Source organism: Streptomyces spinosisporus, assembly GCF_022698145.1.
Taxonomy (GTDB): domain Bacteria; phylum Actinomycetota; class Actinomycetes; order Streptomycetales; family Streptomycetaceae; genus Streptomyces; species Streptomyces spinosisporus.
The window spans coordinates 346916-359808 of sequence record NZ_JALDAX010000010.1 but is presented as its reverse complement, the minus strand read 5'-3'; the positions used below and the strand labels follow the sequence as shown (position 1 = coordinate 359808).

10 protein-coding genes are annotated in these 12893 nt (G+C 70.5%); 5 read left to right on the top strand and 5 right to left on the bottom strand.

The window, feature by feature from the left end; all coding sequences use genetic code 11:
• From MQN93_RS26405 to glgB, 3 genes are all read left to right on the top strand, one after another.
• A partial coding sequence (locus MQN93_RS26405; RefSeq protein ID WP_242711508.1) for an alpha-glucosidase C-terminal domain-containing protein occupies positions 1-226 on the top strand: 226 nt, incomplete at its 5' end.
• Between the two features lie 96 nt (positions 227-322).
• Positions 323-1711 (top strand): maltokinase N-terminal cap-like domain-containing protein, encoded by a 1389-nt coding sequence (locus MQN93_RS26400; protein ID WP_242711507.1) that lies wholly within the window; start codon positions 323-325, stop codon positions 1709-1711.
• A 23-nt stretch (positions 1712-1734) separates the two neighbouring features.
• Positions 1735-4494: a 1,4-alpha-glucan branching enzyme gene (gene glgB, locus MQN93_RS26395; protein WP_242711506.1), complete on the top strand. Its 2760-nt coding sequence runs from the start codon at positions 1735-1737 to the stop codon at positions 4492-4494.
• A gap of 52 nt (positions 4495-4546) precedes the next feature.
• On the opposite strand, the gene MQN93_RS26390 is transcribed toward glgB, so the two are convergent.
• From MQN93_RS26390 to MQN93_RS26370, 5 genes are all read right to left on the bottom strand, one after another.
• On the bottom strand, positions 4547-6769 hold the full coding sequence (locus MQN93_RS26390) for a HelD family protein (protein ID WP_242711505.1): 2223 nt from the start codon (positions 6767-6769) through the stop codon (positions 4547-4549).
• A 178-nt stretch (positions 6770-6947) separates the two neighbouring features.
• Positions 6948-7262 carry a thioredoxin gene (gene trxA, locus MQN93_RS26385; protein WP_242711504.1) on the bottom strand — a complete coding sequence of 105 codons (315 nt, stop codon included), beginning with the start codon at positions 7260-7262 and terminating at the stop codon, positions 6948-6950.
• Positions 7259-7657 carry a MerR family transcriptional regulator gene (locus MQN93_RS26380; RefSeq protein ID WP_242711503.1) on the bottom strand — a complete coding sequence of 133 codons (399 nt, stop codon included), beginning with the start codon at positions 7655-7657 and terminating at the stop codon, positions 7259-7261. Before MQN93_RS26380 ends, trxA begins: the two co-directional genes overlap by 4 nt.
• Before the next feature lie 81 nt (positions 7658-7738).
• Positions 7739-8512, bottom strand: a complete 774-nt coding sequence (locus MQN93_RS26375; RefSeq protein ID WP_016438174.1) for a DUF2127 domain-containing protein — start codon at positions 8510-8512, stop codon at positions 7739-7741.
• A gap of 237 nt (positions 8513-8749) precedes the next feature.
• Positions 8750-10141, bottom strand: coding sequence for a C4-dicarboxylate transporter DctA (locus MQN93_RS26370; protein WP_016438175.1), 1392 nt, complete (start codon positions 10139-10141; stop codon positions 8750-8752).
• A 170-nt stretch (positions 10142-10311) separates the two neighbouring features.
• On the opposite strand from MQN93_RS26370, the gene MQN93_RS26365 reads away from it, so the two are divergent.
• Positions 10312-12084 carry a sensor histidine kinase gene (locus MQN93_RS26365; RefSeq protein WP_242711502.1) on the top strand — a complete coding sequence of 591 codons (1773 nt, stop codon included), beginning with the start codon at positions 10312-10314 and terminating at the stop codon, positions 12082-12084.
• The gene (locus MQN93_RS26360) at positions 12081-12782 is read left to right on the top strand and encodes a response regulator (RefSeq protein ID WP_016438177.1); all 702 of its coding nucleotides are present in this window, start codon (positions 12081-12083) and stop codon (positions 12780-12782) included. Before MQN93_RS26365 ends, MQN93_RS26360 begins: the two co-directional genes overlap by 4 nt.
• Positions 12783-12893: the final 111 nt, after the last annotated feature.

The window sequence follows — 12893 nt, the reverse complement described above, 5'->3', positions numbered from 1 at the left end:
CGTGATCGCGTTCCTGCGCGAGTACGAGGACGACCTGGTCCTGTGCGTGAACAACTTCTCCCGCTTCGCCCAGCCGACGGAGCTGGACCTGCGCGCGTTCAACGGCCGGCACCCGGTCGAACTCTTCGGCGGAGTGCGCTTTCCGGCCATCGGTGAACTGCCGTACTTGCTGACCCTCGGCGGGCACGGCTTCTACTGGTTCCGGCTCCGCAAGGACCCCGTATAGCGCAGGTCGAGAACCCGGGAAGGGGCGGTTTCCCCTGCCCCACCCGGGGCACGCATCAGTAACACCCCGACCCCCCGGGGAAAGGAATGTGACACCATGGCGGAAACTGTCACACTTTCCGGCACGGCGAGTCCCGGTCTGCTCGCGTCCCTGGATCCGCTCCTGAGGGAGTGGCTGCCGCGGCAGCGCTGGTTCGCCGGCAAGGGGCGCCCGGTCACCGGGTTCACGCTGGTCGCGGCCACCGAGCTGCTGCCCGTCGACAGCAGGCTTGGCCTGTACCACCTGCTGGTGCGCGCCCATCAGCCGCTCACGATCGGCGCCGAGCCGCACCCGGGCGACTGCTACCAGCTGCTGATAGGCGTGCGCGAGGCGCTGCCGCCCCGGCTGGCGCCCGCGCTGATCGGACACGTCGACCAGGGCCCGCTCGCCGGACGCACGGTGTACGAGGCCCTGCACGACACCCGGCCCGCCGAAGTGCTCCTGGAGGCGATGCGCTCCCAGGCACGCATCGGCGGGCTGTGCTTCGAGAAGGAGCCCGGCCGGCAGATCCGCACGGGTCTCGTCCCGCGTCTGGTGACCGCGGAACAGTCGAACTCGTCGGTCGTGTACGGAGATACGTTCATTCTCAAACTGCTGCGCCGCGTCGTGCCCGGCGTCAATCCCGATCTGGAACTGCCGCTGGCGCTGGCCCGCGAGGGCTGCTCCCGGGTGCCCGCCCCGACGGCGTGGCTGCAGGCGGAGCTGTCCGGGGAGCCGTATGTCCTCGGCGTCCTCCAGCCGTATCTGCAGGGCGCCTCCGACGGCTGGGAGCTGGCGCTGCGCGAGCTGGCCAAGGGCGAGGACTTCGGCGCCGAGGCGCGGGCGCTCGGCCGCGCCACCGCCGAGGTGCACACCGCGCTCGCCCGCGCGCTGCCGACCGTGACCCTGGGCCACACCCAGATGCAGCTGCTCGCCGACGGCATGATCGAGCGCCTGGAGGCGGCCACTCAGGCGGTACCGGCACTGCGGCCGTACGCACCCGCCCTGCACTCCGCGTTCACCGCGCTCGCGGATCTGTCCGCGGAGGGTCACCTGTGGACCGCGCAGCGCATCCACGGCGATCTGCACCTGGGGCAGTGTCTGCGCTCGCCGGCCGGCCAGTGGTGGCTGATCGACTTCGAGGGCGAGCCGTCCAAGCCGCTGGCCGAGCGGCGGATGCCGCAGCCGGTGGTGCGCGACATCGCCGGGATGCTGCGGTCCTTCGACTACGCGGCCCACTCCGCCGCCGCCCCCGCCCCGGAGTGGGCCGACGCCTGCCGGGCCGCGTACTGCTCCGGGTACGCGGAGGTCAGCGGCCGCGACCCGCGCACCGACCCGGTCCTGCTGCGTGCCTGTGAGACGGACAAGGCCATATACGAGGCCGTCTACGAGGCCCGTCACCGCCCCGACTGGCTGCCCGTACCGATGGCCGCGATCGAGCGTTACGCCATGACAGACCTGACCTGAACCTTGCCGAGGAGGCGCCGCCCGTGACCCCCCGCACCACTCCCAGCGGTTCTGACCCGAAGAAGAAGGCCGCGAAGGCCACGGAGCGGGCGACCGACCCCGAGAAGCCGGTCAAGAAGACGGCGACCGCCAAGAAGGAGACCACCAAGAAGGCGAGCGCGACGAAGGCGGTCACGGCGAAGAAGACGGCAGCGAAGAAGGCCGCGGGCAAGAAGGCCGCGGGCAAGAAGGCCGCGGCAGAGAAGGTGCCTGCGAAGAAGACGGCAGAGAATACGGCGAAGCAGACGACGAAGAAGGCCGGGGCGAAGAAAGCGACCGCAAAGAAGGTCGCCACTGCGACGGGCGCCGCTGGGACGGCCGTAGCGAAGAAGGCGACCGCCGAGAAGACCGCCGCCAAGAAGACCTCTGCCAAGAAGAGCACCGCCGCCAAGACCACCAAGACGAAGGCCACCGCCGAGAAGACCACCGTCGCCTCCGACCGGGTCACCGTCTCCGGCCCCGCCGAGCCTCCGAGGGCACCCAAGCCGAAGAAGGCCCCCGCCCCCACGTCCACCCCCCTCGCTGCCGCCCGCGCAGCTGATCCCGCCCGCGCAGCTGATCCCGCCCTGGACGCCGGTGACCGGGAGCGGCTGCTGACAGGCACGCATCACGATCCGCACACGGTGCTCGGCGCCCACCCGGTGGCGGGTGGGGTCGCCTTCCGGGCGTTCAGGCCGTACGCCCTGTCCGTGACCGCCGTCGCCGGGGATCTGCGGGCGGAGCTGCACGACGACGGGGACGGCTTCTTCTCCGGTCTGCTGCCCCTGTCCGACGTACCGCAGGGCTACCGGCTCCTCGTGCGGTACGAGGGCACCGAGCAGGCGGTCGAGGACGCGTACAGCTTCCTGCCCACCCTGGGCGAACTCGACCTGCATCTGATCAATGAGGGCCGGCACGAGGAACTGTGGACGGTGCTCGGCGCACACCCGATGACGCACCAGGGCGTGAGCGGCACCCGCTTCTCCGTGTGGGCGCCGAACGCGCGCGGCGTCCATGTGGCCGGCACCTTCAACTTCTGGGACGGCACCGGATATCCGATGCGCTCGCTCGGCTCCTCCGGTGTATGGGAGCTGTTCGTGCCGGCGATCGGCGAGGGCGAGCTGTACAAGTTCGAGATCACCCGGCCCGACGGCTCCAAGACGCTGCGCGCCGACCCGCTGGCCCGCCGCACGGAGGCCCCGCCGAACACCTCCTCCGTCGTCACCGCCTCGCACCACGAGTGGCGGGACGCGGCCTGGCTGGATCAGCGCGCCGCGCTGCCGGCGCACGAGGCGCCGTTCTCCGTGTACGAGGTCCATCTTCCGTCCTGGCGACCCGGGTTGACGTACCGTCAACTGGCCGAGCAGCTGCCCGCGTATGTGAAGGACCTCGGCTTCACCCATGTCGAGCTGATGCCCATCGCCGAGCACCCCTTCGGCGGTTCCTGGGGCTACCAGGTCACCGGTTTCTACGCGCCCACGGCCCGCCTCGGCACCCCCGACGACTTCAGGTACCTGGTCGACGCGCTGCACCAGGCCGGCATCGGCGTTTTGATGGACTGGGTGCCGGCGCACTTCCCGCGCGACGACTGGGCGCTGGCCGAGTTCGACGGCCGCCCCCTGTACGAGCACGAGGACCCGCTGCGCTCCGCGCACCCCGACTGGGGCACCCTTGAGTTCGACTACGGCCGCCGCGAGGTGCGCAACTTCCTTGTGGCGAACGCCGTCTACTGGTGCAGGGAGTTCCACATCGACGGCCTGCGGGTGGACGCGGTCGCGTCGATGCTCTATCTCGACTACTCGCGCGAGCCGGGCCAGTGGGTCCCGAACGTGCACGGCGGCCGGGAGAACCTGGACGCGGTGGACTTTTTGCAGGAGATGAACGCGACGGTGTACCGGCAGGTGCCCGGCGTCGTGACGATCGCCGAGGAGTCCACGGCGTGGGACGGCGTCACCCGGGCCACCCACCACCGGGGCCCCGGCGGCTTCGGGGGCCTCGGGTTCGGGCTGAAGTGGAACATGGGCTGGATGCACGACTCGCTCAGCTATATGCAGCACGAGCCGGTGCACCGCAAGTACCACCACAACGAGATGACGTTCTCGATGGTGTACGCCTACAGCGAGAACTACGTCCTGCCCATCTCGCACGACGAGGTCGTCCACGGCAAACGCTCACTGGTGTCGAAGATGCCGGGCGACTGGTGGCAGCAACGCGCCAATCTGCGCGCCTACCTTGCCTTCATGTGGGCCCACCCGGGCAAGCAACTGCTGTTCATGGGGCAGGAGTTCGCGCAGGGCGCGGAGTGGTCCGAGGCGCACGGCCCGGACTGGTGGCTGCTGGATCCGGCCTACGGCGCCGAGGCCGACCACCGAGGGGTGCGCGACCTGGTCCGCGACCTGAACGTCGTCTACCGGCACACGCCCGCGCTGTGGGAGCGCGACATCGACCCGGCGGGCTTCCAGTGGATCGTCGGTGACGCCGCCGAGGACAATGTCTTCGCGTTCCTGCGGTACGCCGCCGACGGCACCCCGCTGCTGGCCGTCTCCAACCTCTCCCCCGTGGTCCGCCACGGCTACCGTCTCGGCGTCCCCGACGACGTCCAGGCCTGGCACGAGACCCTCAACACCGACCTCGGCAAGTACGGCGGCGGCGACATCACCAACCCGGACGCCGTCAAGCCGGAGCCCCAGGGCTGGCACGGCCGCCCGGCCAGCATCACCCTGAACCTGCCACCACTGGCAACCGTGTGGCTGCGCCCGGCCTAGCGGTCGTCCGCCCAGGGGGCGCGACGGCCCCCTGGGCGGCACCGGAGCCGGGTCACGCCAGCACCGCTGCCAGGGACTTCGGCAGTGCTCGGCTGTGGACCACGCCCAGTCGCTGGGTGGCCCGGGTCAGCGCGACGTACAGGTCGCTCGTGCCGTACAGGCCCGGCTCCACTACCAGGACCGAGTCGAACTCCAGGCCCTTGGACTGACGCGGGTCGAGCAGGACGACGTCGTGCGTCAGGTCGGGTTCGGCGCCCGCCGTCACCCCGTCGAGCCGTGCGGCCAGCCGCCGGTGCAGATGGCGCGGGGCGATGACCGCGAGCCGGCCCTCCTCGGGCGTCAGCTCCTCGACCGCCTTGGCCACCGCGCCGGGCAGGTCGTCCGTGGCCCGCGCCCAGGGCCGCACGCCGGTGGAGCGCACCGAACTCGGCGGTTCGAAGTCCGGCTGTTCGGCTCGGACCACGGCCGCCGCGACGTCCATGATCTCGGCCGGGGTGCGGTAGTTGACGCCGAGCCGGGTGTGCTCCCAGCGGTCCTCGACATACGGCTCGAGGATGCCCGCCCAGGAGCCGACGCCCGCCGCCTCCGCGGTCTGCGCCGGGTCGCCGACCAGGGTCATCGAGCGGGTCGGGCTGCGCCGCATCAGCAGCCGCCACGCCATCGGCGACAGCTCCTGCGCCTCGTCGACGATGATGTGCCCGAACGCCCAGGTACGGTCGGCCGCCGCGCGCTCGGCCGCGCTGCGGTGGTCGTCCTCCTCCTGCCGCTCCGCGAACCGCTCGGCGTCGATGATGTCGTGCGCGGACAGGACCTCGGAGTCCTCCGCCTCCTTGTCCTCGAACTCGTAGGTGCGCGAGGCGTAGGAGACGTCCAGCACGCCCTGTGCGTAGGCGACCTGTGTCTCGCGCTCGCGCTCCGCCAGCGCCCGCCGCACCCGGTCGTCCTCGCCGAGCAGCTCCGCGGCCTCGTCCAGCAGCGGTACGTCCGCCACCGTCCACTCCCGGGTCACCGGACGGCGGATGGCGGCCGCGTCCTCGTCCGGGAGGTAGCCGACGGGGTCCGCGAGGAAGTCCGCGACCAGCCGCTGCGGGGTCAGCCGCGGCCACAACTGGTCGATGGCGGCCCAGACTTCGGGGTTCTCGGCGAGGTCGTCACGGATCTGCGTGATGTCGCTCGGATCGAGCAGACTGCTGCCGTCGTACGGGTCGGTGCCGACGCGCTCGGCGTACAGCTCGGTGAGCGTGTTGAGGATATGGCCCTCGAAGATCTCGCGGGCCGCGTTGTGCGGCAGCCTCGCGGCCCGGGTGCGGTCGCGGGCGACCTTCACCAGACCGTCGTCGAGCATCAGGATCTCCCGGTCGTGCTCGATCGCGATCACCGGGTCGGGCAGCGCCTGCCAGTCGGACACGACCTCGGCGAGCACGTCGGACATGTCGGCGCGGCCCTTCACCGCGGCCGCCGCACGGCTGTCGCGCGCGGTCGCCCGCACCCCGGGGAACAGCTCCCCGACCGTGGCGAGCAGCACGCCCGTCTCGCCCAGCGAGGGCAGCACCTCGCCGATGTAGCCGAGGAAGGCGGGGTTGGGGCCGACGATGAGGACGGCGCGCTTGGCGAGCAACTCCCGGTGCTCGTAGAGCAGATACGCGGCCCGGTGCAGCGCGACGGCGGTCTTGCCGGTGCCGGGACCGCCCTCGACCACGAGCACCCCGCGGTGCGGCGCCCGGATGATCTCGTCCTGCTCGGCCTGGATGGTCTGCACGATGTCGTGCATACGGCCGGTGCGCGCGGCGTCGAGCGCGGCGAGCAGCACGGCGTCGCCGGTGGGGTCCTCGTGGCCGGTCCGCTCCTGGTCGCCCAGGTCGAGGATCTCGTCGTGCAGCGCGGTCACCGTACGGCCGCCGGTGGTGATGTGGCGGCGCCTGCGCAGGCCCATCGGGGTGTGCCCGGTGGCCAGGTAGAAGGGGCGGGCGACGTTCGCGCGCCAGTCGATGAGGATGGGGGTGCGCTCCTCGTCGTCCGTGCGCAGCCCGATGCGGCCGATGTGGTGGCTCTCGCCGGAGGTGAGGTCGATCCGGCCGAAGCAGAGCGATCCGTCCACCGCGTTCAGCGCCGCGAGCAGACCCGAGCGCTCGGCCACCAGGATGTCCCGCTCCAGCCGGGCCTGCATGGGCGTGTTGCCCTGCGCGAGGGCGTCCGTGACCCCGGCCTCGGTGTCGCCGCGCAGGGCGTCGACGCGTGCATACAGCCCGTCGATGAATTCCTGTTCGCGTTGCATTTCACCGTCTGGATAATCGGTGTTTGACAATTCCGCTCCCGGCCGGATATACTGCGTTCAGTGAACTTCTCTGCGACTCAATTTCCCTGAAGTCGCGAATCATTGAGTGTACGCAAGAAAATCCCCCGGGCGCAATTGCCCGGGGGATTTCTTTGTATGACGGCTGGTCTCGGCCCTCTCAGAGGGCGTCCTCGATCTCCTCCAGGAGCCGCCGCTTGGGCCGCGCACCCACCATCGAGCGGACCGGCTCACCGTCCCTGAACACCATGAACGTCGGCATCGACAGCACCTTGTAGGCGTTCGTGGTCTCCGGATTGAGGTCCACGTTCAGCTGCACCACCTTCAGCCGGTCGGCCTCCTCCGCGGCGAGGGCATGCAGGACGGGCCCCATCTGCCGGCACGGCGGACACCAGTCCGCGGTGAACTCCACCAGTACCGGCAGTTCGGAGCGGATCACTTCCGCGGTGAAATCCTCGTCCGTCACGTCGATCACAGTTCCTGCCCTCCCATTTCGCACAACGGTGGCTCGTCGGCCGGTGGCTCGTCGGCCGCGGCGAGCCGCACGGCGATCGTCGCCCGCACGGCCGTGAGCTCGCCGATCAGCGCGTCGAGCTCGTCGAGCTTGCGCCGGTAGACCGCGAGCGACGCCGGGCAGGAGTCGCCCTGAGGATGCCCGGCCCGCAGACACTCCACGAAGGGCCGCGTCTCCTCCAGGTCGAACCCGAAGTCCTGCAGCGTCCTGATCTGCCTCAGCAGCTTCAGGTCGCCCTCGTCGTAGCTGCGGTACCCGTTCGTGCCGCGCCGCGCGGGCAGCAACCCCCGCGACTCGTAATACCTCAGCGTCCGCGTCGTGGTCCCGGCCCGTGCGGCCAGCTCGCCGATTCGCATGACCTCGACGGTAATCCTTGACGCCAACGTCAGGGCAACGGCGACCGCGTCACCGGGTCGGCACCCGCTGAGCGAGCACTGTCAGGCAGCCCGGGCAGGCACTCCCGCCGACTCCTCGACCTCCAGCAGTGACGCGCTGTGCCGTTCCTCCTCGAAGGCCCTGCGGCCGCCACGGAGGCCGAACAGGCGCTTGGCGAGGGCGATGTAGAGGACGGCCAGGATGTTGAGCACCAGCGTGCCGATCTTCAACCAGCTGATGTGCTCGGTGAGTTCGTAGATCTCCAGCGGGAGGAACGCGGCGGTCGCGACGACCGTGAGGTACTCCGCCCAGCGCTTGGCGTACCAGAGGCCGACCGCCTCCACGAGCTCGATCAGGGCGTAGACGAGGAGCAGTACGGCGACCAGCACCAGGGTGGAGTGCTTGTAGCCGAAGGTCTTCTGGATGGTGTCGACGACCGGCGAGTGGTCGAGGTCGTAGTGGAAGTGCCGGAAGACGGGCCGGAAGACGTCGAGGTACTCGTCGAAGAGCCGGCGCACCGAGTCCTGGCTGTTGCTGAACTTCCACACCGCCAGCGCGACCAGCACGATGAACACGCCGCGCACGGCCCGCTCGATCGCCAGGAAGCGCAGGATGAACAGGTCGCGCAGGACCTTGCCGCGCGGCACGAGGGGCGCGTCGTCCGCCGCACCCGAGCCGTGCGGCGCGCCGAGCACGAAGTCGCCGCAGCGCAGACAGCGCCAGGCCTCCCCGAGGGCGGTCTCCGCGTGCAGCCGGGCCCGCAGCCGGGGGTCGTCCGGCGCGTAGGTGACGTGGCCCTTGCGCGCGCACGTACGCCGGTCCCAGTCGATCTTCATTCCCCCGTGCCTCCCACCGCTGTGTGCCGGACCGGAACCGGACCGGCGCGGCACGCTAGTGGACGACGGTAAGAGCTCGGTGAGAGTGCGCGGCCCCCGAGAAGCGTGAGACCGAGCGGTCGGGTCCACGGGGGAAGAACCCGGCCGCTCGGCCTCTGTGCCGGGCGACTGAATCGACAGGGGGGAGTGTTCAGTCGCCCGGGGTCTTTCGCACTCAGGCCTTCGTGAGTTCCTGCCTCAGGCCTTCGCGAGTTCCTTGTCGTCGCCGCCCGTGCGCGGCTCGGGCAGGTCGGCGGAGGCGCTGCCGTGCTCGTCCATGACGGTCGCCTCGTCGAAGGGCAGCCGGCCGGAGAGCACCTCGTCCACGCGGGTCTTGTCGATCTCCTTCGTCCAGGCGCCGATCAGCACGGTGGCGACGGCGTTGCCGGAGAAGTTGGTCAGCGCGCGGGCCTCGCTCATGAAGCGGTCGATGCCGACGATCAGGCCGACGCCGTCCACCAGGGCCGGCCGGTGGGTCTGCAGGGCACCGGCGAGGGTCGCCAGACCGGCGCCGGAGACACCCGCAGCGCCCTTGGAGGCGACCATCATGAACAGCAGCAGGGTGATCTGCTCGCCCAGGTGCAGCGGCTGACCCAGTGCGTCGGCGATGAACAGGGACGCCATGGTCAGGTAGATCATGGTGCCGTCGAGGTTGAAGGAGTAGCCGGTCGGCACGGTGATGCCGACGACGGGCCGGCTGACGCCCAGGTGCTCCATCTTGGCGATCAGACGGGGCAGGGCCACGTCGGACGACGAGGTGGACAGGATGAGCAGGTACTCGCGGGCCAGGTACTTCAGCAGCTTGAGCAGGTTGACCTTGGCGACGAACCACAGCATCGGGCCGAGCACCAGACCGACGAAGAGCACACAGGTGATGTAGAAGGCCAGCATGATCGTGCCGAGGGCCTTCAGCGCGTCGACACCGGTCTCACCGACGACCGCCGCGATGGCACCGAAGGCGCCGATCGGGGCCGCCCACATGATCATGGTCAGGACGCGGAAGACCAGCTTCTGGATGTGCCCGACACCGCGCAGGATCGGCTCGCCGGACTTGCCCATCGCCTGGATCGCGAAGCCGACGAGCAGCGCGACGAGCAGCGTCTGGAGCACCACGCCCTCGGTGAAGGCGGAGACGAAGGTGGTCGGGATGATGCTCAGCAGGAAGTCGACCAGGCCCTCGCTGCCGTCGGCCGCCTGGGACTGGCCGGCCTCCTTGGCCGACTGGGTCAGGTGCAGGCCGTCGCCCGGGTGCATGATGTTGCCGACGACCAGGCCGATGGCCAGCGCGACGAACGACATCGCGATGAAGTACGTGAGCGCCAGACCGCCCAGCTTGCCGACCCTCGCGGCGCTGCGGATCGACCCGACACCGGTGACGATCGTGCAGAAGATGATCGGCGTGATCATCATCTTGATCAGGTTCACGAAGCCCGTGCCGAGCGGCTTGAGCTCCTTGGCGAAGTCGGGCGCTGCGAAGCCGACGGCGATGCCGATGCCGACCGCGATGATCACCGCTATGTAGAGGAAATGGGTGCGGTCCCGCTTGGCGGGGGGTGCGGCAGGTGCCGTATCGGGGGTTGAGGCGGCCACAGCTGCCCTCCTTGACGTCTTCGTCGGCTTCACCGGCGTGCGGCTCACGTCCGGGGTCGGGGGCCGGGCTTCGGCCACCGGGGGATTGCGGAGACTATCCAACGCCCTGTGACGGCGGTCACCCTTCCGTTCATTTAGTTCACGATTGACATGGGATGCACACTGACGACATGCGCATTCCCGTCCCCGGACCCCGCAGCCTGGCCGGTCAGCTGTTCGCCATGCAGGCGGTGCTGATCGCTGTGCTCGTGGCCGGATATGCGCTCTTCAGCTACATCAGCGACCGGGAGCAGGCCGAGGACGCGGCCGCCCGGCAGGCGATGTCGGTGTCCCGCTCGATCGCGGACTCCCCTTCCGTACCGGCGGCGATCCGCACCCCGCGTCCCACCACGGAGCTCCAGCCGTACGCGCTGAAGGTGATGCGCGACGCGGACGTCGACTTCGTCACGATCATGAACCCGCAGGGCATCCGCTGGACCCACCCGAGCCCGGACCAGATCGGCAAGCACTTCCGCGGCAACATCGGCCCCGCCCAGCACGGCACGGCCTTCACCGAGACCTACACCGGCACGCTGGGCCCCTCGGTCCGCGCCGTCGTACCGATCTACGACGACCACCGGCACATCGTGGGCCTGGTCAGCGCGGGCATCAAAGTGAAGGCGATCAGCAGGCAGGTGCAGGGGCAGGTGTCGGCGCTGCTCGGCGTGGCGGCCGGCGCCCTCGCACTGGGCGCGGTCGGTACGTACGTCGTCAACGCCCGGCTGCGCCGGCACACCCACAACATGAACGCGGCCGAGCTCAGCCGTATGCACGACTACCACCAGGCCGCGCTGCACGCCGTGCGCGAGGGGCTGCTGATGCTCGACGGCCAGTACCGTGTGGCGCTGATCAACGACGGCGCGCGGGAGCTGCTGGGGGTGCGGGGCGAGGAGGATTTGGTGGGACGGTCGGTCGCGCAGCTGGGGCTGCCGGCGCCGCTGACGGGTGCGCTGCTGGCCTCGGAGCCGAGGGTGGACGAGGTGCACATGTCGGCGGAGCGGGTCCTGGTGGTGAACACCTCGCCGGTGTCGGGCGGGGAGCGCCGGGGCAGCGTGGTGACGTTGCGCGATGTGACCGAACTGCAGTCGCTGATGGGCGAGTTGGACTCGGAGCGCGGCTTCACGCAGGCGCTGCGCTCCCAGGCGCACGAGGCGGCGAACCGGCTGCACACGGTGGTCTCGCTCATCGAGCTGGGCCGGGCGCAGGAGGCGGTCGACTTCGCCACGGCCGAGCTGGAGCTGGCCCAGGCGCTGACCGACCAGGTGGTGGCGGCGGTGAGCGAGCCGGTCCTCGCGGCCCTGCTGCTCGGCAAGACGGCGCAGGCCAACGAGCGGGGCGTGGAGCTGGTGGTGTCCCAGGACAGCCGCCTCGACGACGGCGTGCTCCCCGCCAGCCTGCCGGCCCGCGACCTCGTGACGATCCTCGGCAACCTGATCGACAACGCGGTGGACGCGGCTCAGGGCAGCCTGCGCGCCCGGGTGACGGTGACGGCGTACGCGGAGCACACCGAGCTGGTGATGCGGGTGGCCGACACCGGCGCGGGGGTGGATCCCGCCCATGCCGAGCTGGTATTCCAACGGGGGTTCTCGACGAAGCCCGCCGGTCCCGGCGGGCGCGGCCTCGGACTGGCCCTGGTCAGCCAGGCGGTCAACCGGCACGAGGGCACACTCACGGTGGCGGAGGCCAGGGAAGGGGGCGCGATGTTCGAGGCACGACTTCCCCTGGTCACCGCGGCCGCACCGGAGACAGCCGCGCCGGAGACAGCCGCACCCGAAGCCGCCACACCCGAGGCCTCCGCGCCCAAGGCCGCCACATCGGACTCCGCCGCCCGATCCGAGGCCGCCCCATCCGAATCCACCGCCTCCGGGACCGCCCCGCACGCCGCCCTGAGAGGTGACGCATGACGACGCAGCAGCCCATCCGTGTCCTGGTCGTCGAGGACGATCCCGTGGCCGCCGACGCGCATGTGATGTACGTCGGGCGGGTGCCGGGATTCGTCGCGGTGGGGAAGGCGCACACGGGTGCGGAGGCGCGGCGGCTGATGGAGCGCACGGCGGTGGACCTGCTGCTGCTGGATCTGCATCTGCCGGATGTGCACGGGCTGCAGTTCGCGCGGTCGCTCAGGGCGGCCGGGCAGCAGACGGACGTGATAGCGGTGACGTCGGCGCGCGATCTCGCCGTGGTGCGGGAGGGGGTGTCGCTGGGGGTGGTGCAGTACGTCCTGAAGCCGTTCACCTTCGCGACCCTGCGCGACCGTCTGGTGCGGTACGCGGAGTTCCACGCGGCGGCGGGCGAGGCGGCCGGCCAGGACGAGGTGGACCGGGCCCTCGCCACGCTGCGGGCCCCGTCGCCCGCGGCGCTCCCCAAGGGCCTGAGCGCGCCCACCCTGGAGCGGGTGTCGGTGGCGCTGCGGGACTGCGCACAGGGGCTGACGGCCGCGGGCGTGGCGGAGTCGGTGGGGATCTCCCGGATCACGGCCCGGCGCTATCTGGAACACCTGGTCGACGCGGGCCGGGCGGCACGCAGTCCGCAGTACGGAACCGTGGGGCGGCCGGAGCTGCAGTACCGCTGGGTGAGCGGCAAAAGCCACGAAAGACGGTAAAGGTTCGGAGCCGGCCACCCGCTCAGGTCAATCCACCGCACATGCATTGACCTGACTAGACCACTCAACCTAGGTTCACCGGGCAGCCATCCCCGCGCCACAGCGACGTGC